The organism is Plesiocystis pacifica SIR-1 (assembly GCF_000170895.1).
Classification (GTDB): Bacteria; Myxococcota_A; Polyangia; order Nannocystales; family Nannocystaceae; genus Plesiocystis; species Plesiocystis pacifica.
The window spans coordinates 1-21,398 of record NZ_ABCS01000045.1; the positions used below are offsets into that span (position 1 = coordinate 1).

A 21,398-nucleotide genomic window follows, 5' to 3' on the forward strand; every position below is an offset into this window, starting at 1 on the left:
CGGGCCAGCTCCCAGGCGGCCGCGCGCTCGGTCCCGGCCGCGTCGAGGAGCGGCTGGTGCTCGTCGAAGCACAGCGCGGGCGTGCGCGGATCGAGGGGCCCTTCCCCCGGCCGTCGAGCGCCGATGCAGTAGGCCATGGGGTCGTCGCTGCGCGTCGGCTCGTGGCAGCGCGCGCAGGCCGAGACCTCGACGAGGGCGACGTGCTGCCGCGCGCCCGTCCACTCCGGCACCCCCGCGCTCGCGGGCAGGGCCCAGCTCGCGCCGTCGCGCCAGCGCGTCGTCGCTGCTCCAGTCGTCAGGGTCACGCCGCCGTGGCCGTCGTGGATCGCGTGGCAGGTCGGGCAGCCCAGGCGACCCTCGGCGGCCATGCGCCGGTGGCCCGGGCGCGTCGAGGGGTGCGGGCCGTGGCAACCCACGCAGGCCTCGGCGATGGCCGCCGCCTCGCCCTGCTCCGCGCCCGACTCCTCCGGGCTGCGGTGGCAGCTCTCGCAGCTCAGGCCGGCCTCGGTGTGCGGCGGCGAGAGGGCCCGCGAAGGCCCGAGGCTCGCCGCCCCGCCCACGCTCAGCTCCACGGCGAGCACCGCAGCCAGGGCCGCCGCCCCGCCGAGCACCCCCGCGAGCCAACCCCGGGTGCGCGTGACGTCGCTGGTCCGCTCGTGGGCCGGCGCGCTCCGGCGGCGCTCGAGCTCGACGTTCACGGCGCGCCCCCAAACCAGGGCAGCAGACCGGCCAGGGCGGGTCCGGCCATGACCGCGACGTGCACCACCAAGGCCACGCCGAGCGCCCCGGTGAGCAAGATGTGCGGCCCCAGCCACCCGCGCAGCATCGTCGTCAGCACGCGCCGCGCCGTCAGGGCCCGCAGCTCGATGCACACGTCCAAGAGCGCGTCGAGACCGGCGAGGGCCTCCGCCCGGGCCTGGGGCCGCGGGCCGTCGCGGCGCAGCGGCTCCGGCAGCCAGCCCTCGACCCGCTCGCGCAGCATCGCCCGGGCCTCGCTCACGCTCTGCCCGCGCAGGACCATCGCCGCGCCTCCGCCCAGGGTCCGCGCCCAGGGCAGCAGGTGATCGCGCGCCAGCCCCTTGAGCACGGCCGACTTGCCCGACAGCGCCCGCTGGAGTCGATCTTCGAGGCGCTCGCGCTCCGTCGCCAGATCCTCCGGCAAGGCGCCGCGACGCTCGAGGCGAGTCAAGGCCGGCGGGATCCAGGCGTAGCTCAGGCCGCCAAAGGCCCCGAGCGCGAGGGTGATCCAGGCCAGCAGCGCGAGCAGGCCCGAGGCGTTGGCGGGCAGGCTCCAGCCCGTGTGCGCGAGGATCAGCGCCGGCAGGGCGAGGCCGAGGAGCAGGTGCGCGCGGAAGTGGGGGCGCACCCGAGAGCGCGCCCGCCCGCGGTCCGGCGCCTCGTCTGCGCGCGCGCCCTTGACCCGCGGCCGCATCCACCGTCGGACGCCGCGCTTGGGCAGGGCGTAGGCAGCCAACAGGCCCATCACCGCCGCCGCCGCCAGGCCCCCCGCCAATCCCCACGAGCGCCCCGGCGACCACCCGCCGCCCTGGTGCAGCGCGACGGCGAGGCGGCAGACGATCAGCGAGGCCGCGCCCAGGCCCGTGAGCGCCAGGGGCCACGCGAGCGCCGAGAGCTGGGCCCCGAGCGCGCCGCGGCCCTCCTCGGAGTCATCGGGCGCGTCCACACCCAGAAAGGCCGCGACCTCGCCAAAGTCTCGCTCGGGCTCGAGGCGCACGATCGCCTCGGTCGGGCAGCTCTGCACGCACGCCGGCGCCTCGTAGGCCCGGCACGAGTCGCACTTGGTCGCCACCTCCGGGAACATGGCCAGCAGGTCCATGCCCTTGCGCTCGGCGGCTTCCCGCAGCGGCTCGCCCCAGCGCTGCTGCGCCGACGAGGGCCCTCGCGGCGCCATGCGGATGTTCTCCCACGGGCAGGCCTTGGCACACGCCCCGCAGCCCGTGCACAGCTCCTCGCGGATGAACACCTCGCCCTCGGGGTCGCGGCCCACCGCCCCCGTCGGGCAGTCGAGCATGCAGCTGGGGTTCTTGCAGTGCTGGCAGGAGTTGGGCAGGAGCAGCTCCCGCGCCGCCGGCTGGGCCGCGCCGTCGGGCTGATCGACGACCTTCAAGCGCGTGACGACCTTGTCCCCGCGCCGGACCAGGCGCGCGACCCCGTGGACCTCGGCGCAGCTCCACGCGCAGTGACCACAGCGCACGCAGGCGTCCTGGTCGATGGTCAGCAGCGAGCGCGCCATCTGCATGCGGTAGAGGTCCTGGAAGGCGTGCCGGGTCGTGCTCGGGGCCTGGGCCAGCGCCGCGGCCTCGTGGGCGTCGCGGCGCTCGTTCAGCCGGCGGGCGGCCTCGAGCAGCGCCGGGTGGCGATCGACGAGCTCGCGGTAGGCCCCGACCTCGATGCGCGAGAGCTGGGAGTGGCCCATGGCCACGGCCGTCAGCGCGCGCGCGCGACCTTCGAGGAGCTCCGCGTCGCCGAACACGTCGCCCGCGCGCAGGTAGGCCCGCACCCGCGGCTCCCCGTCGATGCCCGGGCTCTGCAGCTGGACCAGGCCGTCGGCGATGAGCCACAGGCCGTCGGGCGGATCGCCGCGCTCAAAGATCGTCTCGCCGCGGGCGCGAAACTCGGGCACCGCCGCGTCGAGCAAGCGCTCGCGCTCGAGCTCGGGGAGCTCGGCGGTCAGCGGGACCTGGGCGAGCAGGTTGGCCGTGGCCTGACGCCGGAGCAGGCGCTGCTCGGGCGAGGCCTCCTGGAGGTCCCGGCCGCTGCGGCCGAGGGCGCGGCGAAACAAGACCGCCGGGATCACGGCCACCTCGGCGGCCGTCTTGGCCCGGGCGTCGAGGCTGCGCAGGCCGTCCGCGGCCAGGGCCGCCTCCTCGCCGAAGGTCTCCCCGGCCCGCGCGACCCGGACCAGCCGCGCCTCGAGCTCGACCTCCGAGCTCAACGCGCGCGGCCGGGCGAGCAGCTCGACCTCCCCGCGGACGACCACGAACAGATCGTCGCTGACGGTCCCGGCCGTGAACACGGCCTCCCCCGCTCCGAAGCTGCGCAGCTGCCCGCCCCCCTCGATGGCCCTGCGACCGCCCTCGTCGAGGCCGCGCAGCAAGGGCGCGGCGAACAGGGAGTCGGGCCAGGTCGCGGACATGGGGCGGGCTCGGATCAGGCCAACGCGCGCTCGCGCCAGGCAGCTCGCGCGGGCAGGCCGTGGTGCTCGAGGGCGGGGAGGATGACGCGCTCGACGGTCGCGTAGAACAATCGCCGGGCCTCGCTGCCTTCGCACAGCCCGAGGGCGGCCTCGCCGGTCGAGGGCTCGCCGACGCCGGCGCAGCTCGTCGCGCGCACGGGCAGGTGGGCCAGCTCGTGGTGCTCGAGCTCCGCGAAGGCCCGGCGCAGGTAGACGCCCAAGCGCGCGCGCAGCTGCGGGTCCTCGGCCGAGCCCCGCGCGAGCAGGTCCGGGAGCACGCGCCAGCCCCAGTTCGCGTGGCCGCACTCGTCGGCGTAGATCTCGGTCAACAACCCGCGCAGGGGGCCCTCCGGCATGGTCAGCCGCTCGGCGCCGATGAGCGCCACGGCCACGGTCTCGGCGACGCAGGCGATGCTCAGCACGTTGCGCAGCGCGGCCTCGATGGGCGTGCGCGCGTCGGGGTGCGCGGGGAAGGACTCGTCCGCCTTGGCGGGGGCGCGGGCTCGTCCACCGAGACCCTCGACGACCGCCCCACACAGCGCGCCGTGGCGGCGCTCCTCGGCCGCGAAGCCCTGCAGTCGCCCGCGCGCCCGCGCGTCGAGGCGAAAGCCCTCGCTGCGCTCGAGGGCGTCGAACTGCGCGGCGAGACCCTCGAACACCTCGGCCGAGCCGTGCTCGTTGATCATCCGCCCCAGCCAGGTCGCCCGCGCGCGGCGGGCCAAAGCCGGGCTCGCGCGCAGCCCTGCGGGGCCAAAGCGGAGCCGGGCCTGCTCGCTGGCGGCGACGCGCAGATCGAGGACAGAGGCCCGAGGCGAGCGCTGCTCGTGCCCGCGCTCGAGGCTCGGCGGCGTCGGGGGCCCCCAGGGCGTGCACTCGGGCCCGTCCCAGGCGTTGATCTGGCAGCAGTGGTAGCCCCGCATCATCCAGCCCTCGGCGTACCCGGGCACGGGCTCGTCGAGCCCCCCCTTGATGCCCTCCTCGCGCTTGCGCCGATCTTCCCAGTAAACCTGCTGCGCCTCCCCGACGAGCGCGCAGCAGTCGGCAAGCTCCGGGTTCTCGCCCCGCTTCATGTCCGAGGGCGCGAACTCCTGGTCGATCATGGCCGCGCAGGCGTCGAGGCGCGAGGTCCGGTAGGCGGCGAGCTGTTCGGCGTTGTTCGGATCCGCGGCGCTCGACTCGACGACGACGGCGGGCGGCGGCTTGACGGAGTGCTCGCTGACGTCGTCTGGCGCGTCGCTGTGCCCGCCGCGGCAGCTCCCGCCCGCGCCCAGCAGCGCCGCGCAGCAGGTCAACCGCGCCGCAGCAGCCAGCGCACGCTCGAAGGTCTCGGTGTTCATCCGGGCCATCATCCCACCCGCTAGTCGGTCAGCGCCACCGTGCGCGTGACCGTGGCGATCTCGACGATCTCGAGGCGATCGAGCATGTCGTGGGTGACCAGGGGCCCCGAGGGACGCAGGCCGCGGGCGGCCTGGAGGGCCTCGTAGTCGGCGAAGGTGCGGACCAAAAAGGGCGGGAAGGCGCGGAACAGCAGGCTCGCCTCGACCGTCAGCGGCCCCTCGATGCCCGCCCCGAGCTCGAGCTCGTAGGTCCAGCGCAGGGGCACGCCCGGCGGGGCCGAGCGCACGTCGATGATCGCGTCGGGGCCCTCGACCACGCCGCGCCGGGCGTCGAGGGAGCCCACGGGGAAGTAGGTCTCGAACAGCGCCTCCTCGCCGGCGAGGTTGGACAGGCACGCGCCGGTGTCCGGGTCTGAGGGTGCGTCGGTGTAGCGAGCGGCCCGTGTCGCGGCCTGGGCCGCGCCCACGGCCTGGCAGCGGCCCTCGGCGTCGATGACCCCGATGCACGAGACGCAGCGCAGGAAACCATTTTGCAGATTGATGAGGCCGCGCCCGCGAAAGCGCGTGGGCGCCGGTCGGCGGAAGGGATCGTCGGGGTTGCCGTCGAGGGCCTGCCACTGCGGGTGGTCCGGCCCGTCGACCACGTCAGCCCCGAACATGCCCAGCGGTCGGCCCTGCTCGTCGCGGAGCCGATCGTCGACGTTGACCGCCAAGAAGATCTTGTCGCGCAGGTCCTCGTCGCCGGCCCCGACCCGCCCGACCTCGTAGACCAGGCGCCCGCGCGCGTCGGTGATGCGCAGGTGCACCCAAAACTCGCGCTCTTGGGAGAAGCCCGCGGGGATCTGGTGGCCCGCGCCGGTGTTCTCGATGTCCACGGGGAGCTCGAGGCGGCGGCCCAGCACCCGCGCCTGGCCGAGATCGAAGTGGAAGCTGCGCCCGAGCAAGAGGTCGCGGCGCTGGTCTCCGCCCAGCGGAATGCCGAGCACGTCGAGCTCGGGCTGATCGATGTAGCGCCCGTCGAACTCCGGGGTCAGCGGGATGTCGACGCCGGAGAAGTAGTGCGTGCTCAGTCCTGCCGCCTGCTCCGTCCCCGGCTCACTGACGGCCGCAGCCACGACCCCCAGGTCGGCGTACTCCCCCGGCGAGCGCGACTCGAAGTGGGTCCCCGGCGGGCAGGCCCGGCGCAGCGCCGTGATGTCGACCTCGCCCGCCACCGGAGCCGCGGGGTCCCCCGGCACGCACACCCCCGGGAAGGTGCTCATGTGGCAGTCCTGGCAGTCCGCCGGCTCGCGCCCCGCCGCGCGCTCGAGGCTCGCCCAGTCCCGCCACTCGCTGTAGGCGTTGCGCAGGCGCCGAAAGTGCTGCCCCGTCGCGGGCGTGGCCACGGCGTCGTTGCCGAACAGGCGCACGTCGTGGCAGGCCCCGCAAAAGTCGCTCGACTCGAGGTAGGCCTTCGCCTGCGGCGGCGTGCGGCGGTGGACCTCGCCGGGCACGAGCTCGGCGTCGAGGGCCGAGAGATCCGTGGGCGCGAGGAAGCCGTCGGGGTCGAGGGAGTAGCCGCTGTTGGCGATGCCCGGCTGACCCAGGTCGTCCTCGGGGCGCATGGAGAACACCCGCCCGGACGCGGTGTCGAGCCAGCTCGGGTTGCCGGCGTAGACCCCCGGCAAGGTCCCCGGCGTCGGGTTGAGCCCGGCCGCCACGGGGCCGTGGACCTGATGGCAAAAGCCGCAGTCGATGCCCTCGGAGGTCGACTCGGGCTGGAGGTCGCGCAGCGGTCGGCGGGTCGGCGAGCTCGACGAGAGCCCGTCCCACGCGGGCAGGGCCGCGAGCAGGTTCTCCCGCGGCGTGTGGCAGTTGGCGCACCACAGCGCGCCGCCGGCCCCGGTGATCGCCAGGTTCGTATTGGGGTCGCGGCAGGCCGTGCGCGGGTCCGCCTCGCGCAAGATCCCCGCGCCGCCCGGGCAGTCGTCGCTGCGCCCGGCCTGCTCCTGGATGAGGATCTCGAGGGCCTGGAAGAGCGGGCTCTTCGACGCGTGGCCCATGACCGAGCGCTTCCACTCGGCGCTCTGGCGCGGGTGGCAGCTGGCGCAGTCTTCGGGGCTGGTGTGCGCCGCGTCGAGGGGGGCGCGGGCGGGCATGGTCGGCTTGCTCGCGGACGGCTCCGGGGACGCATCGCTCGCCCTGTCTTCGGTGGCGCCGTCGAGCAGGCTCACGATCCACGCGGAGCCCATCAGACCCAGGCCGATCGCCGCCGCGACGAAGAGCAGCGGCCGCCCTCGACGGGCGCGACGACGCGAGCTCGCTCCCGTCGCCAGGGCGCGCGCGGGCGGGGGGGGCTCGGGCGCCGCGACCGGAGCGGGCTCGAGCGGAGGGGGCTCGGGCTCCGCCCGCTTCGACTCGCCGAGCCCGTCGAGCCACTCGACGATGGCCTGAGCCGAGGCTGGGCGGCGCTGAGGATCGCCGTCGAGCAGGCGCAGCAGGCCGCTGTGCAACCCTGGCGGGAGCCCGCGCGCGATGGACTCGGGCAGCGGCGGCACCCCGCTCTCGAGGCGATCGATGGCGCTGCGCAGGCCCAGCCCCGCCAGCGGGCTCTCCCCGGCGAGCATGCGGTAGAGGATCAGGCCGAGCAGCCAGCGGTTGTCGGCCGCCGTCGGGGCGCGCCCGGCCGCGACGCTCGGCGTCAGCCACTGCCGGGGCAGGTGGGTCACGACCGGCACCGCCGCCGACCCTTGCCCGAGCGCGCTTTGGCGCAGCCCCGCGTCCGCGGGCCAACGTGGGGAGAGCTGCCCGTCCCCTTCGGCGAGCACGATCGCCGTCGGCTCGATGAGCCCCGGAACGATCTCGACCGCCTCGACCGCGACGAGCAGCGCGGCGATGCCCCGGACCACACCCACGGCCTGCTCGTGGGGCCAGGGCTCCCGCGTGCTCAGGCGATCGGCGAGGCGGGCTCCCTCGAAGCCGGCACGGATCAGCCACGGCCCCTCGGCGTCGCTACCCAGCTCGACGACCCCCCCGACGCCCGCCCGGCCCAGGGTCAGCCAGCGCTCGAGCTCGACCGATCGACCATCCTCGTCGGCCACCGCCGGGAGCCGCCAGCGCTCGCGCCCGTCCTCGAGCGCCTCGACGCTCAGACCCGCCTCATCCACGGCCACGCCCTCAGTGTCCCCAAGCTCACGCTCTCCCGGCAAGGCCGAGCTCGCCACGTCGCCGTCCCTGTCCTCGTGCACGCCGGCCGGAAACGCCGGCTGGGGGCGAAGGCTTTCGACTCGGATAATTTGATCGCCAGCGGTGCAAGTCGATCACCCGGACCGGCCGTTGCGGCCCTCGATGGCCGCCCCCCTGCTGCCCCTCCCCGCCGCCGACGCCTCCCCCGACCGGGCGAACTCGCGCGCTGGAGCCGAGGCCGAGGACACCACCCCGTCCCTGGTGTTGTACAAAGAAGGGGAGGGTGAAGAGGGTTCAGCCAGCATGTCCGAGTCATCCGAAGCCCGTCGCGTAGGCGACTTCCTCATCCGTCGGCTCATCGGCGAGGGCGGCATGGGCAAGGTCTACGAGGCCGAAGAGCGCCTCTCCCGTCGCCGCGTCGCCCTGAAGATCCTGCGCCCCGAGCTCGCCCGCAGCGAGTCGGGGCGCCGCGCTTTTGTCAACGAGATGGGGATCCTCGCGCGCCTCGATGACCCCCACGTCGTCCGCTGCCTGCACTGCACCGAGGTCGACGGCGAGCTGGTCATGGCCCTCGAGTACCTCGAAGGCCAGACCCTGCGCGCGCGCATGAGCGAAGCGGGGAGCGCCGGGCTGCCCTGGGATACCGTCGTGGGCATCGCCGCGCGCATCGCCGCGGGGCTCGAGGCGGCCCACGCCGGCGACGAGCCGATCATCCACCGCGACCTCAAGCCCGAGAACGTGATGCTGCTCGACGACGGCGGCCTCAAGGTCATGGACTTCGGCATCGCCAAGGTCCTCGCCGCCGCCAGCCCGCACACCACCCACAGCGTCGGGACGCTCCAGTACATGAGCCCGGAGCAGATCGACGCCCAGCCCCTGACGACGGCCTCGGACCTCTACGCCCTCGGGCTGATCATGTGGGAGGCCCTGGCCGGGCGCCTGCCCTTCGAGTCCGAGTCGCCGCGCAAGCTCCTCGACATGCTGTGCACCCAGCCGGCGCCGCCCCTGCCCGACGCGGCCCGTCGCGGCCTGCCCCGGGGCGTCGAGGCCCTGCTCGAGCAGCTGCTGGAGAAGGACCCCAAGGCTCGACCCGCGAGCGCCGCGGAGGTCCGCGAGCGCCTCGAGGTGTTCTGCCCCGCCGCGCCGGGTCCCGCCAAGGACAACGAGCGCTCGAGCACGACCGAGGCTCGCGTCACCTCCACGCCCACGCCCACGCCCACGCCCGCCCCGGCCGCGAGCGCCAGCGCCAAGGTCGAGCTCAAAGCCAAGGACACCGCCCGGCGCCTCGACACCGTCGCCCTCGTCGAGTCCTCCCGCGGACCCAAAGAGATCGCCAACACCAAGGCCGCGATGATCCTCGCCGGCCTGACCGTGGCCGCCGGCCTGCTCACCTACCTCGTCCGGCTGCTCACCGCCTGACCGCACCCAGGACCACCAAGGACACCAAGGACACCATGCGCATCACCACCCTCGGAGCCCTCGCCGCCCTGTCCATGACCCTGACCAGCACCGCGGTCTGGCAGATCACCGCGCCCGCGGACGAGGTCGTCGCCGATGCCAGCGACGCCGACGCGAGCGACACCGATCCCGTCGCCGCCGAAGAGCCAGGGCCGACCGCCGACGGCGGCGACACCAAGGTCGAGGCCGACGCGCCGCCCCTGGACCAGTCGACCTTCCTCGCCGGCAAGACCCTCATGGTCGAGGGCCGCGTCGGCCACGGGCGCATGCTCGCCGACGCCCGGGGCGAGACCTTCCTCTACGTCGACGTGCGCAACGAGCTGAGCGCCGCCGGCTCCAACACCCTCGACGCCCGGGGCAACTTCCGCGACGCCGTCGCCCGCACCAGCGCCGAGCCCCTCAACCTCGCCATCGTCATCGACCACTCGGGCTCGATGAAGGGCCAGCGCGAGCGCAACGCCCTCGACGCGGCCGCCGGGATGATCAGCCGCCTGCGCGACGGCGACACGGTCTCGGTGGTCAGCTACAACACCAAGGCCCACACCATCGTCCCGGTCACCACCCTCGACGCGCGCAACCGCGACCGCGTCATCTCGGACCTGCGCGTCGGCGTGGCCTCGCGGCCCAGCGGCAACACCTGCGTCTCCTGCGGGGTCGAGGCCGGCCTCCAGACCCTCCAGGGCCGGCGCCCGGGCATCGACCGCATGCTCTTGCTGAGCGACGGCGAGGCCAACCGCGGCGTGCGAGACGAGCCGGGCATCCGCCGCCTGGCCCGAGAGGCCCGCAACCGCGGCGTGTCCATCTCCTCGATCGGCGTCGACGTCGACTACAACGAGGTCCTGATGTCGGCCATCGCCCGCGAGGCCAACGGCCGCCACTACTTCTCCGAGACCGGCTCCAACCTCGACGCGATCTTCGACCAGGAGCTCGACAGCCTGATCCAGGCCATCGCCAAGGACGGCCAGGTGATCGTCGAGCTCGCCCCGGGCGTGCGCGTGGTCGAGGTCTTCGACCGCAGCTACCAGCAGGTCGACCGCCGCGTGATCGTGCCCATGGGCACCTTCAGCGCGGGCGAGGACAAGACCTTGCTGATGCGCCTGGAGGTCCCGCCCAGCCCCGAGGGCAGCCGGCCCCTCGCCCACGTCTCGCTGAGCTATGACGACCTGAGCACCCGCGAGCCCGGCGAGTGCTTCGGCGAGCTCGCCACGGTCATGACCGCGACCCCGGCCGAGGTCTCGCCCCTCGATGCCATCGTGCTCGCGCGCCTGACCAAGAGCGAGACCGCCAAGACCCTGCAGCAGTCCAACGCGCTGTTCGCCCTCGGCCGCGCCGACGAGGCCCAGCGCCTGGTCGAGGAGCACCTCGGCACGGTGCGCGAGCGCCACCGCAAGACCCGCAAGAAGAAGGCCAGCGGCGGGCTCATCGATCCCTTCAACCGCGACTTCGACGAGGCCTTCAACGACCAGGCCTCCGTGCTCGAGGGCGCGTCGGGAGCCTTCGAAGATGCCGCGGCGGAGCCCGCCCCCGCGACCAGTCGCCCGGCCAAGGCGCAGGTCCGGCGCAACGCCGAACAGGCCGACCTGCTGAGTCTGTAGCTCGACCCTCCAACGAAGTCGCGCACGCGCCGAAACCGCGCCGAGGCCGAGCCCAGACCGGGCCAAACGCAGGAGTCGCTCTTGTAGACTCCGGCCATGGCTTGTCTTTTGCGCACCCGCGCCGCCCTCACCTGCCTCGCACTCGCGGCCTCGACCCTGACCGTCGTCGCGCCCGCCCACGCCGAGGGCCCCGAGGAGAGCGCCGAGTTCTTCCCGGCCCTCGAGCTGCTCTTGCTCGGCTTCGACGACGCCGCCGTCGACACCGGCTGGATCCCCGGGGGCTCCCCGGTCCAGATGCGCTTCTTCGCCGACGCGGCCAACAGCATCACCATCTCGCTCCCGGGCCAGGCCCACTACGACTGGCGCACGGAGTCCCTGCGCTTCGAGGGCGACGAGGAGGCGGGCTTTTTCGAGTACGACGTCGGCCTCGAGCTCCAGGCCAGCGTCAAGTTCGACGTCGGCATCGCCCAGTGGGAGTCGGACATCCTCGGGCCCTACGACTGGGGCGTCGAGGCCATCGAGATGTTCACGCCCTACCTGCTCGAGGGCAACCCGGACCGCCCGGCGATGATCTCCGATGAGAGCGGCGCCTTCACCCTCGTCTCGGTCCCGATCATCCCCGACGTGGTCGTCGCCGAGGGCAACCTCGACATCGATCTCTTCGTCGAGATCGAGGCCCAGCTGCAGTGCAACCGCATCGAGGTCACGACCCCCGGCGGCGAGGTCGTCGAGTTCACCCAGGAGGGTCAGAGCCTCCCGATCGATCCGGGCGAGGGCAGCCTCGACGAGGACCTGGTGCTCCCCGCCCAGGCCCACTGCCTGCTCCAGACCATGCCGATCCTGATCATCTACCCGAACCTGGTCATGGAGATCCTGTTCACGGAGTACGACGTCGGCGGCATCGAGATCCCCATCGACCTGCCCGTCGTCGACGAGGAGATCAGCTTCGACACCATCGACCTGGCCTTCCCGCGCTGGGAGCCGCCGGAGCCCGAGGACACCGGGGAGTCCGCGGGCGAGTCCGAGTCGGACGAGGGCAACAGCGACGAGATCGGCGACGAGGTCGGCGACACCGAGGGGGACACCGGCGACGGGCCGAGCCAGGGCGAGCTCCTCGAAGACGGCTGCAACTGCTCGACCGAGGCCGAGGATGGTCCGGGGCGCGCGGCCTTGTGGTCGCTCCTGGGCCTGCTGGGGCTCACGACCCTGCGTCGGCGCCGGAGCTAAGATCGCGCCAAGCTCTGGGCGACGACCCGCAGCACCTCGGCCGAAAAACCCAGCTCCGCGTGCTCGCGGTCGACCTCGACGTAGTCGACCGCGTTCGCGGGGTTGGGGTCCAGGCAGGCCTGCCACGAGACCACGGCGTCGCGCTTGCTGTAGATGCAGGTGATCGGCACGGGGATGGGCACGGCGTTGCGCTCGGCGACGTGGCGCTCGAGGGCGTCGAGGTCGGCCCCGCGCTGCTCGTAGCGCGCGGCCGCGGCGGTGTACTTGGGCCCGCCGACCACCGGCGTCCCCATGGTCACCACGCGCGCGACTCGGCCCGGCTGGGCCCGGGCGCTCTCCCGGGCGATCACCCCGCCGAGGCTCCAGCCGACCAGACCCAGGGGCTGACCGTGGCGCTCGGCGAGGGCCTCGAGGCGCGCGAGCACGGGCGGGAGCAGCTCGCCGACCTGACCGTGGTTGCGGCCCAGGCCCCAGCCGTAGGCCCGATAGCCCAGGCGCGACAAGAAGGCGCGCAGGACCACGGTGCTGCGGTCGCTGGTCATGAAGCCCGGCAGCACCAGCACCGGCCGGCCCTCCCCGCGGGGCAGCTCCGACCAGCCCCGGGCCAGGGTCGGCAGCGTGATCAGCCCGCGCCCGACCCCGCGCAGTTCGGCGCGAGCCGAGGGCTTGGGCCGGGGGATGGGCTCACTTGGGGTGGCCATCGACGCGCAACTGAAACAGGAAGTAAGGCGGCAGGCAAGCGCCCGCGTCCTCGCCGAGCTCGTCCTCGGGGGAGCGGGCGCAGATGAAGTCGTCGCGGCAAGGCGCGTCCGCCGAGCACTCGCGCATGCCCGCCGGGTTGACCGTCTCGACGATGCAGGTCGCAAAGGGGCGCTTGGCAGCCAGGCAGTTGTTGAAGTCGATGAGGTTGGGGATCACCCCGCACGCCCGGGTCTCGTCCTCGGCCGCGCCCGCGCAGCCCCCGGTGCACATGCCGTCGGGGAAGCCCACGGCGTTCTCGTTGCAGATCAGCCCGCTGACGCACCTGGGCTGGTCCTCGGCGGGCAGCCGGCGCACGCGATCGCGGGTGTGGTCGGCCTTGGAGCGGACGGTCCCGATCTCGCACACGCCGCCCGCGGTCCCGCGCCGCTCCTCGAGGCAGGTGCCGAGCTCTCCGTCGCCCAGGTCCCGGCAGGTCAGGCCCGCGTCGCAGGTCCAGTCGGCGAAGCCCGGATCGCCCAGGCCGCAGTGGCTGCCCCAGGCTCCGCGCCCGCGCTCGTACTCGGACAGCTCCCGGACCTCGCTGCCCGCTTCGCCCGCGAGCACGGCCTCGGTCCACGCCGCGCGCCGCTCGAGCTCGCCCTGCAGGTGCGGCGAGGTGGCCACGGCGAGGGCGTCGACCCGCTTGGCTCGATCGCGCTCGACCCCGAGGTGGTGGAAGCCCGCGATGCTCCGGCTCTCGTGGCAGCCCTGGCAGCTCAGCCCGTCCAGGCGACGCAGCGCCGCCTTGGCCGTGCGCACCTTGGCCATGCCCTCGAAGTCGTAGTCGGCGAAGTCGGACTCGGAGAACAGCTGCGAGAAGGGCCGGTTGGCCACGCGGGCCAGGCCCCGCGGCGTCACCGAGGTCGAGGCGGTGGTCGAAAAGCGCGGCGGGATGACCAGCGTGCCGCCGTCGAGGGCCTCGCGCTGCTCGGGCGCGAGCAGCCAGGCGAGCAGCTCGGCCCGCTCCCCGTCGCGCCGGCGCAGCCGATCGACCGCCGGGACGTTCTCGAGGGGCACCGCTCGCCAGCCCGCCCGCGCCTCGGGGTCGCGGTGGAAGACCTGCAGCAGGTACTCGGCGTGGCCCGCCATGTCCGGGCGAATCGTCGCCGGCCAGCGCTCGGTCTGGACGTTGATCTCCACGGCCTCGAGGCGCGCGAGGCTCAGGGCGTCGGCGCTCAGCGGCGCGCCCTCGGCCCGCAAGGCCTCACCCAGCGCCGCGCCCTCGAGCGTTGGATCGAGCTGCCAGCGAGCCAGGGCCTCGGCGTGGCTCGCCGCCGCGGGCTGCCAGTAGACCACGTTGACGGTCATCGGCAGCCGCGAGTCCACGTCGACCCCGCGCTGCTCTCGGGTGTAGGCCAGGCGGTAGAGCAGCCGGGTCTCGCCCATCGCCCCGCGCTCCCCTCGATCGGGGGCGTCCGCGGCCACGAAGGCGTGGCGATCCATGCGGTTGACCACGGCGATGAGCTCGAAGCGCGTGTCCTCGGCGCGCAGCCAGTCCGGATCGAACTGGCGGTGGACGTAGCGCAAGCCGACGCCCGTGCGCTCCGGGTCTTCCTTTTTGTTGGCCGCGATGGTCGCGTCGACGCTGCGCGCGATGGCCTCGAGGGGGCCCGCGCCGTAGTCCGCGGTCACGACGGCGTCGGGGTGCTCGTGGAGCAAGGCCGCGAAGCTCAGGCCCGCGCCCTCGAGCGTGGCCATGAGCTCGGGATCGTCGAGCAGCAGCGCCGCCGGCGGGCCCGGCTCGGGCGGCTCGCTCGGCTGCGGCGCGCTCGCTTCGGAGGGTCGCGCGGCGCTGGCCTCGTCCGTCGCCTCGAGCTCCGCGCCTTGCTTCGGCTGCTCGACGCCCGGATCGCCCGCCTTGCACGCGCCCAAGCCGAGCCCAATGGAAACGCCGAACACCGCTCGCCTGACCCAGGAGGAGGACACGCCCCGAGCATAGCTGTCCCCTTTTGCCGCGACCGCTGTCCTAGCCATGGCTGGCCTGAGCCCTGGCGATGACCCTTGCCGTTCGCGGCCGCCGCCCGTGGAGACAAACCGACAAAACCGATCTGGAGCAGGGGCGAGAACGCGTCGCTGCATCGATCTTGGCGCATTTTGCATCGGCCCGAGCCCCGATCGCGGGGCGATCAGCGACGCCGAGAGATGTGGCCTGGACCTTGCTCATGACGAGGGCGTGATGACGCGACGTGGACTGTCCCTGACCTCCCTGCTCACCCTCGCGGCCTGCGGCGCCTTGATGTCCGCCTGCGTGGACCCGCGGGAGGACTTCGGCGAGGAGGAGGAGGGCATCGGCATCAGCGACGAGACCGGCATCAGCGAAGAGGACGAGGGGGGCTTCGAAGACAGCACCTCTGAAGAGGAGAGCGGCGGCGAAGAGGGCGACCAGGGCATGCCGACCTGCGAGACCACCACCGCGACCGTCAACAACATCCCGCCCAACGTCGTGCTCGTCCTCGACAAGTCCCGGAGCATGGTCGTCAACGCCTGGGACGACGACGGCAACCCCGACACCGAGGACGTGACCCGCTGGCACAGCCTCCACGACACCGTGGACACCGTCGGCCACCAGTACCAGGACGGCATGAGCCTGGGCCTGACCCTGTTTCCCTCGGTCGACGCCGAGTCGAGCTTCGACGGGGCCTGCCCCGTCAACGAGGTCCCCGAGGTCGGCGTCGGGCTCGGCAACGCCGAGGCCCTGCTCGCGGCCATCCCCGCCGCAGACGACACCGACCTGCACGGCGCGACCCCGGCCGCCGCGGGTATCGCCACCGCCCTCGCCCACCTCGAGGCCCTCGAGGACGGCCGCCCGGCGGCGATGATCCTCGTGACCGACGGCGCCGCCAACTGCTCCGCCGGCGCCAACGACATCACCAAGTTCTCGCAGTACGACGAGGACCTGCCCCTCGTCGTCGCCGACGCCTGGGATCGCGCCGGCATCCCCACCTACGTCGTCGGCATCGACATCCAAGAGAGCAGCGAGCACCCCTTCACCAACCCGCGCGAGAAGCTCCACGAGGTCGCCGAGGCCGGCGGGGTCGCGCGCAGCGACGGCGAGGTCGGCTTCTACGACGCCGGCGACGCCCAGGCCTTGACGGCCGCCCTCGACGAGATCGCCGCGTCGGTCAGCTGCGGCATCGAGCTGGGCAAGGCCCCGGTGAGCGAAGACGAGCTCTACATCGCCATCGACGGCGAGTACCTGCCCCGCCTCGACAGCTGCGACGAGGGCGACGGGTGGATCTACACGAGCGAAGATCTCACCCAGATCGAGCTGTGCAACGCCTCGTGCGACCTGCTCCTCGCCGAGGGTGAAGTGACGGCCGAGTTCGCCTGCCCGCCCCAGCCCTGAGCTCTGTTCTGCCCCCACAGGGAGCTGGGGACCGGGGGCGCTTCGTCGCTGTCCGCTCCTCCGCTTTGGCTTGGTGGGCAATGGAGTTCGTGCCTGTGAGAGGGCCCGTGGTCGCCCCCGCAAGCGGGGGCGTGGACAGTCATTGAGTCGTGGACGTGGGGCAGGGAGGGCGTGGCGTCGTCCACGACGGCTAAAATAGTCAGGGGCTGTGGATTCATTCACAGCCTCTGACTACTGCTTTGCCCCCACAGTCGCCTCTCGGGACAGGGGGCGCTTCGTCGCTGCCCGCTCCTCCGCCATGGCCGTGGGGCAATGGGGTTCGTGCCTCTGAGAGGGCATGCGGTCGCCCCCGCGAGCGGGGGCATGGTCGCTCCAAGGTGGGAGGTCTTCGCACATGCGAGCAACGCGCGTGCGACTGACCTCCCACTTTCAGGATCTGGTGAGAGCGCTCGGAAGGCCCCCTCTAACGGCGTTGGCGGCAAGTTCGAAAAAAACGATGACGATCACGGGCATCATGGGCCACTAATTCTGCGGGCGGCAGCTTCGGCCGCCTGCTTCGGATGTTGCCACCACGTTCGAGACACACTCAGAAGAGGCGGCTCAGGCCGTCTCTTCGCTTTTCCGCCCTCGATGTCACTCTCGGCCACATTTTAAGTGAGAAATATCAATGGCTGAGTCGTGATCAGCACGGCACGGAACCACACACCACCATTGGTTCCCGTCCCGAGTTCAGCCGATGCTTCTGACCGACCAGGTTCGCCTCCACGCCAACGCCTTCTTCGAGTCCCTGTGGACTGTGTTCGAGGAGGGTAGCTTTCCCTACATCGAGCTCAAGATCCACGAGCGCGAGCGCGATGGGGGCACGGTGAACGCCAATGCGCGACGCGCGGCGGCGGAGGTGCAGCTGCTGTTGCGCTGCGAGGAGCCCCGGCTGGCCGACGCCTGCATGGCCCTCGAGTTCGCGGCCAGCCGCGAGCCGGAGATCTACGGGCCGACCTACGAGCTGCTCCGGGCCTTCATCATGCGCGCCTACGAAGGCGTGAGCAGCTCCCACGACAGCTCGCGCGCGGCCGACGAGCGCACCCCGCTGTGCTGACTCTCCGCCGCTGACACGACCGACGCAGCGCCGCCCCTCGCCGCTCAGGAGTCCGACTCGGGACCGGACTCCGACGCTGGCAAAAGGCGGCGCTTGGCGTAGAGATCGTCCTCGCACAGCGTCACGATCCGCTCGAACACGGCCTGCAGGGCCTCGGCGCGGCGCCTGGACTGGCGCCGGAAGAGCCCTCGAGCCAGGGCGTAGCTCGCCCCCATCCAGCCCACCATGAACACGGGGATCAGCGCCGGGTTCCACATCGCCGGGAGCACGATGAGGCCCATGCCGCCTCCGCCCACGCCCCCGAGGATGCCCCCAAACATCGAGCCGATCAGGGTCTGCAGCTGCTCGTCCACGCGGATCGAGGTCTCGCCCCGACCCGTCGACACCGACACGCTGATGCGCCGCCCAGGCGTGTTCGAGGCGACGTTGGTGCGCCAGGCCAGGCTCCGGCTCGAGCGCGTCACGGTGCCCGGCTCATCCAGGGTCAGGTGAATCTCGTGGGCGATCTCGTCGAAGCAGGCCTCGGACACCTCGCCCTCGAGGCGCCGCTCGAAACGCAGCGCCGAGGGGCCGCCGATGAAGGCGTTGTGGGTCTGCGCCTCGGGCTTGGGCCGCGCGAGCTCCCCGGCGGCCTGGCGCACGAGCGCGGCGTCGATGCCCGCCTCGCTGGCGATGGCCTCGACCTCGTCGATGGACATGCGTCGGGAGATCGCCGAGCCCTTGGCGGCCTGAAGCTCCGCCGCGCGCTCGAGGATGAGCCCGACCTGGTCGGCGTCGTAGCGCTCGAGGCTGGCCCGCTTGTCCGAGGTCACGCCCGCCTCCTACCACAGGGGGCGGCGCTTGTTCCCGGGCGCTCAGAACATCATGTCGCCGAGGCCTCGACCCAAGCCGAGGAACACCGCGAGGATGGTCAGGAGCCCCAGTGACACCACGATGATCATCGCCGTGCCCTTGATCAGGAAGGCGACGTGCAGCGCCCGGAGGCCCGAGACCAGGCCCTGGCGATCGTCGTCGGCCTTGGCCAGGCGGCGCAGGGAGACGCCCGCCACGATCATGAACGCGGGGACCAGGCCCATGAGCCCGACGATCACCAGGTTGCTCGCCGTGAAGATCGACGCGTTGATGCCGTCGCCGAGCAGCGAGAGCAGGGTCGCCGAGATGTTCAGGCCGCCCGCGATGATCGCAAACAGGGCCGCCTTGGCGATGAGCTGGCGCTGCTCGTCCGAGAGCGCAAAGTTGACCGCCGGGCCGCCGCTTGTCGCGTCGTGGCTCGTCGGCGCCGCGTAGGGGTTGTGCTCGGGCTCGTTCACAGCTCTCCCCCAAACAGCTGCAAGACCACGCGGCCGAAGTAGAGGGCGCCGAGGATCACGTCGATGAGGAACACGACCTTGAGGCGCGCGAAGGCCAGCTCGAGGTAGTCGACGTCGGGCTCGAGGGCGAGGTTCTTGAACTGCTCGCCCGCGGTCTGCGTGCGCAGACCCTGGAGCACGTAGACCGCGACGAAGGCGAAGGGCAGCAAGGTGATGAGCATGGCCAGGCCCGCCCCCTCGAGGCCCGCCGCCAACATCCCGCAGCCCATGGTCAGGAACATCAGCACCAAGCCGATGCTGCCGAGCGCGAGCTGGATGCTGCCGGTGACGCGGAGCCACTTCCCGAGGCGCTCGACGAGGCCCACGGCCTCTTCGTCGAGATCCATCGCCGTCGATCTGGTCTCTTCCATGGCCGAACTATCGCACATGCCAAACAAAAGAGGGGACCTCTCGGTCCCCTCCCTCGGGCCTGGGCTGCTCGCCCAGAGCTGCTGACTGGGCGCTCAGCCGGCGGGCGGGCAGCCGTACTCGCCGTCGAAGCTGACCATGCCGTTCTTGAAGTCCTCGCAGTACTGACCGCAGAAGGTCATGATCAGGCCCTCTTCGATCCACGTCCAGCCGTCCATGGTGTCGCAGTCGGCGGGGTCCTCGAGGAAGGGCACGAGCTCCTCGTTGGCCGTGAAGGTGACGTAGGGGATCTGGCTCTCGTCCGGCGGGCCCTCGTCGGTCATGGTCAGGTCGATGGTGCAGTCCGTGACCTCGCCGAGGATGGCCTGGATGGCGTCCAGGAGCTCCTGCTGGTTGGTGGTGTTGTAGAACTTCTCGAGGTCCATGCCCTCGTTCTTGGGCGCGCCACCAGCGATCGCCACGTCGTTGAGGCGCTCGAAGGGGTTGGCCTCGGGCGAGCCGTCGGTGCCCACGCCCTGCAGCATGTCCTCGATGTCGATGCCGACGACGAAGGTCGTGATGCCGCCGTCGAAGGCCGCCTGGACCGTGGTCGGCAGGGTCTCGTCGTACTGCTCGATGTAGTCCGGGAAGGACAGGGCCTGGTCGCAGTTCGCCGCGCCGTCGGTGATCAGCAGGACGTAGCGCGGGAAGGCCTCGGGCTGCTGCTCGAGGTGGCTGACCGCCGAGTTCATGCCCTTGGTCGCCGGCGTACCGCCGACGATCTCGGTGTTGCCCGCCGTGGGCCCGGGGATGGCCGCGATCACGGACGCGCCGTTGTCGAGGGACACGCCGACCTCGGGCTGGGTGCCGACGATGCAGGAGCCGGAGTTGTAGCAGTTGGAGCTCATCGGCGTGGCGTCGGGGCAGGCCTCCTCCGAGGGGAAGCGCTGGATGCCGGCGTACATCGCGGGGCCGAAGTTATCCATGACCGTGCTGACCACGCCGTGCAGGGTGTTCCAGCGCGTCACCTGGGGCGTGTTCGGGTCGAGGTCGTGGTCCCAGGAGTTGTTGACCATGGAGCCCGACGCGTCGACGACGAGCATGACCTGGGGCGGGACGTAGGTCGGGACGATCGAGACCTCGCCGCAGTTCGGGTCGCTGGTCGTCGACGACTCTTCTTCGGCCGTACCGTCGGCCGTCGTGTCTTCGTCGAGCGTGGTGGTGTCGTCGGCCGTGGTGTCGCCGGCCGTGGTGTCCCCCGAGGAGGACTCCGTCCCCAGGCTTCCGATGCCAGTGTCGCTATCGTTCTCGTCGGCACCGCTTCCAGAGCCGTCGTCGCTCGGGCAGGCCGTGAGCGCGACCGCGATGGGAAGGGTGAGGCACATGAGCAGGCTACGGTTCATTGTCTTGAAGGCTCCTTGAGTCGAAATCGAGGCGCGTGGTCGCTCAGCACGGGGGGGCGCCGGTGGGTTAGACACCGGTCAGCTGGAGATTTCCGAGCGAATTTGCGTCACGTAAAAATCGGCGACACAGCAGGGTTTTTGGGGGACCGCCGACAACCAACCATACCCGATCGGCTCTCGCCTGTCCTGCTTTGGGCGGTAGCAAAACGTCATTCACTCGGGGTTTGAATTGGAATGTGTGACGTTGGGAATTCGAGTCTCGGTTCAAAATCGAACGTCGAAACGCAGCCCTCCGCCCGCAGCGACGCCGCGGCCTGGCAGGGGCTTGGCGAGCCACGGCGCCACGTCGACGCGAACGTGTTGCCAATCCGCATCAAATCGCCGCGCCGAACCCGACTTCCACCGCTGATGTGCCTGTTTCTGACTGGCACCAATCGCGAGGTAGACGATCCCCGTGACGACCATCAGCCCGCCTTCGGCGACGCCGGACCAGCCGAAGGCCGCGAAAGAGTTGCAACCCGCTTCATCCGACGCCGGACACAGGTCCGGCCGTCCCGCCATCCAGACATTGATGGCCCCCGCGCCCCCGCGGATGAGCCCGAGGGGGAGAAGCACGGAACCGATGGTCAGAGCTTCCTCGCCGTCCTTGGGCTCGCCAGCGCGCTCGTGGCTCTCGGCGATGGACCAGTACCCCCCAGGCGGACCGGGCGGCAGCGTCGGCGGGCCAGGGTCGACCTCGGGCTCGGGCTCGACCTCGGGCTCGGGCTCGACCTCGACCTTGGGCTCGGGCTCGACCTCGACCTCGGACGCCGCTTCGGCCTCCTCGGGCGCCGCGTCGACTTCGGGCGCTGCCTCGGCTTGCTCGGGCGACGCTTCGGCTTCTGGAGCCGCTTCGGCTTCGGGCGAGGTTGAGCCGGCGCTCAGGACAGCCGCGAGGAGGGTCTCGAGCACCACGAAGGCCGAGCATGGATGGTGCCAGGGCTCGGCGCAAATCCTCCGCGCCTCTCCCCGCGTCGGGGCGCGCTAGCTCACCCACTTTTGCTCTCCCTCGGACTTGGCAGGGGTTGCGGCCCGGCGCAGGCGACCCAGGTTGGGCGAGTCGGCGCTTCGACCCGCTCCAAGCCTCACGGAGCCGTA

General features: G+C 72.1%; 16 protein-coding genes. 5 read left to right on the forward strand and 11 right to left on the reverse strand.

All coding sequences use genetic code 11. From position 1 onward, the window contains the following. From PPSIR1_RS21880 to PPSIR1_RS21895, 4 genes are all read right to left on the reverse strand, one after another. A partial coding sequence (locus PPSIR1_RS21880; protein WP_006973338.1) for a cytochrome c3 family protein occupies positions 1-698 on the reverse strand: 698 nt, incomplete at its 3' end. Beyond that, positions 695-3,157: a cyclic nucleotide-binding domain-containing protein gene (locus PPSIR1_RS21885; RefSeq protein ID WP_006973339.1), complete on the reverse strand. Its 2,463-nt coding sequence runs from the start codon at positions 3,155-3,157 to the stop codon at positions 695-697. The genes PPSIR1_RS21880 and PPSIR1_RS21885, both read right to left, overlap by 4 nt. A 14-nt stretch (positions 3,158-3,171) precedes the next feature. Beyond that, on the reverse strand, positions 3,172-4,533 hold the full coding sequence (locus PPSIR1_RS50280; protein WP_232296527.1) for a ferritin-like domain-containing protein: 1,362 nt from the start codon (positions 4,531-4,533) through the stop codon (positions 3,172-3,174). A 20-nt stretch (positions 4,534-4,553) separates the two neighbouring features. After that, positions 4,554-7,685 carry a serine/threonine-protein kinase gene (locus PPSIR1_RS21895; RefSeq protein ID WP_157595820.1) on the reverse strand — a complete coding sequence of 1,044 codons (3,132 nt, stop codon included), beginning with the start codon at positions 7,683-7,685 and terminating at the stop codon, positions 4,554-4,556. 316 nt (positions 7,686-8,001) lie between these two features. On the opposite strand from PPSIR1_RS21895, the gene PPSIR1_RS21900 reads away from it, so the two are divergent. The 3 genes from PPSIR1_RS21900 (at position 8,002) to PPSIR1_RS21910 (ending at position 11,978) form a co-directional block, all read left to right on the forward strand. Beyond that, a complete protein-coding gene (locus PPSIR1_RS21900) occupies positions 8,002-9,117 on the forward strand; it encodes a serine/threonine-protein kinase (RefSeq protein ID WP_045116517.1) in 1,116 nt (371 codons plus the stop codon). A gap of 35 nt (positions 9,118-9,152) precedes the next feature. Next, complete coding sequence (locus PPSIR1_RS21905) at positions 9,153-10,751, forward strand: vWA domain-containing protein (RefSeq protein ID WP_006973343.1); 1,599 nt, start codon at positions 9,153-9,155, stop codon at positions 10,749-10,751. A 96-nt stretch (positions 10,752-10,847) separates the two neighbouring features. Next, positions 10,848-11,978, forward strand: coding sequence for an MYXO-CTERM sorting domain-containing protein (locus PPSIR1_RS21910; RefSeq protein WP_157595821.1), 1,131 nt, complete (start codon positions 10,848-10,850; stop codon positions 11,976-11,978). Here the strand turns inward: PPSIR1_RS21910 and PPSIR1_RS21915 are convergent. Together PPSIR1_RS21915 and PPSIR1_RS21920 are read right to left on the reverse strand one after the other, a co-directional pair. Beyond that, positions 11,975-12,679, reverse strand: a complete 705-nt coding sequence (locus tag PPSIR1_RS21915) for a lipase family protein (protein ID WP_006973345.1) — start codon at positions 12,677-12,679, stop codon at positions 11,975-11,977. The two genes, PPSIR1_RS21910 and PPSIR1_RS21915, sit on opposite strands and share 4 nt — an antisense overlap. After that, positions 12,663-14,645, reverse strand: a complete 1,983-nt coding sequence (locus PPSIR1_RS21920) for a hypothetical protein (RefSeq protein ID WP_157595822.1) — start codon at positions 14,643-14,645, stop codon at positions 12,663-12,665. The genes PPSIR1_RS21915 and PPSIR1_RS21920 overlap by 17 nt, the downstream gene beginning before the upstream one ends. A gap of 250 nt (positions 14,646-14,895) precedes the next feature. On the opposite strand from PPSIR1_RS21920, the gene PPSIR1_RS21925 reads away from it, so the two are divergent. After that, entirely contained in the window at positions 14,896-16,065 is a 1,170-nt protein-coding gene (locus PPSIR1_RS21925; RefSeq protein WP_006973347.1) for a vWA domain-containing protein, read from the forward strand. Between the two features lie 736 nt (positions 16,066-16,801). Continuing rightward, on the forward strand, positions 16,802-17,161 hold the full coding sequence (locus PPSIR1_RS21930; RefSeq protein WP_006973348.1) for a hypothetical protein: 360 nt from the start codon (positions 16,802-16,804) through the stop codon (positions 17,159-17,161). A gap of 44 nt (positions 17,162-17,205) precedes the next feature. Here PPSIR1_RS21930 and PPSIR1_RS21935 read toward each other — a convergent pair whose 3' ends face one another. The 5 genes from PPSIR1_RS21935 to PPSIR1_RS49505 form a co-directional block, all read right to left on the reverse strand. After that, the gene (locus PPSIR1_RS21935; RefSeq protein WP_006973349.1) at positions 17,206-17,973 is read right to left on the reverse strand and encodes a hypothetical protein; all 768 of its coding nucleotides are present in this window, start codon (positions 17,971-17,973) and stop codon (positions 17,206-17,208) included. Positions 17,974-18,015: 42 nt separating this feature from the next. Beyond that, positions 18,016-18,471, reverse strand: coding sequence for a hypothetical protein (locus tag PPSIR1_RS21940; protein ID WP_006973350.1), 456 nt, complete (start codon positions 18,469-18,471; stop codon positions 18,016-18,018). After that, positions 18,468-18,881 (reverse strand): hypothetical protein, encoded by a 414-nt coding sequence (locus PPSIR1_RS21945; RefSeq protein ID WP_157595823.1) that lies wholly within the window; start codon positions 18,879-18,881, stop codon positions 18,468-18,470. Before PPSIR1_RS21945 ends, PPSIR1_RS21940 begins: the two co-directional genes overlap by 4 nt. 93 nt (positions 18,882-18,974) lie before the next feature. After that, positions 18,975-20,243, reverse strand: a complete 1,269-nt coding sequence (locus PPSIR1_RS21950; RefSeq protein WP_157595824.1) for a vWA domain-containing protein — start codon at positions 20,241-20,243, stop codon at positions 18,975-18,977. Between the two features lie 282 nt (positions 20,244-20,525). Then, the gene (locus PPSIR1_RS49505; protein ID WP_006973353.1) at positions 20,526-21,215 is read right to left on the reverse strand and encodes a hypothetical protein; all 690 of its coding nucleotides are present in this window, start codon (positions 21,213-21,215) and stop codon (positions 20,526-20,528) included. Positions 21,216-21,398 lie beyond the last annotated feature (183 nt).

Coding starts and splice junctions, on each gene's coding strand:
- PPSIR1_RS21930 (WP_006973348.1), top strand. CDS start 16,802: ATGCTTCTGACCGACCAGGTTCGCCTCCACGCCAACGCCTTCTTCGAG.
- PPSIR1_RS21905 (WP_006973343.1), top strand. CDS start 9,153: ATGCGCATCACCACCCTCGGAGCCCTCGCCGCCCTGTCCATGACCCTG.
- PPSIR1_RS21915 (WP_006973345.1), bottom strand. CDS start 12,679: ATGGCCACCCCAAGTGAGCCCATCCCCCGGCCCAAGCCCTCGGCTCGC.
- PPSIR1_RS21885 (WP_006973339.1), bottom strand. CDS start 3,157: ATGTCCGCGACCTGGCCCGACTCCCTGTTCGCCGCGCCCTTGCTGCGC.
- PPSIR1_RS21950 (WP_157595824.1), bottom strand. CDS start 20,243: ATGTGCCTCACCCTTCCCATCGCGGTCGCGCTCACGGCCTGCCCGAGC.
- PPSIR1_RS21925 (WP_006973347.1), top strand. CDS start 14,896: ATGACGCGACGTGGACTGTCCCTGACCTCCCTGCTCACCCTCGCGGCC.
- PPSIR1_RS21900 (WP_045116517.1), top strand. CDS start 8,002: ATGTCCGAGTCATCCGAAGCCCGTCGCGTAGGCGACTTCCTCATCCGT.
- PPSIR1_RS21945 (WP_157595823.1), bottom strand. CDS start 18,881: ATGGAAGAGACCAGATCGACGGCGATGGATCTCGACGAAGAGGCCGTG.
- PPSIR1_RS21910 (WP_157595821.1), top strand. CDS start 10,848: ATGGCTTGTCTTTTGCGCACCCGCGCCGCCCTCACCTGCCTCGCACTC.
- PPSIR1_RS50280 (WP_232296527.1), bottom strand. CDS start 4,533: ATGAACACCGAGACCTTCGAGCGTGCGCTGGCTGCTGCGGCGCGGTTG.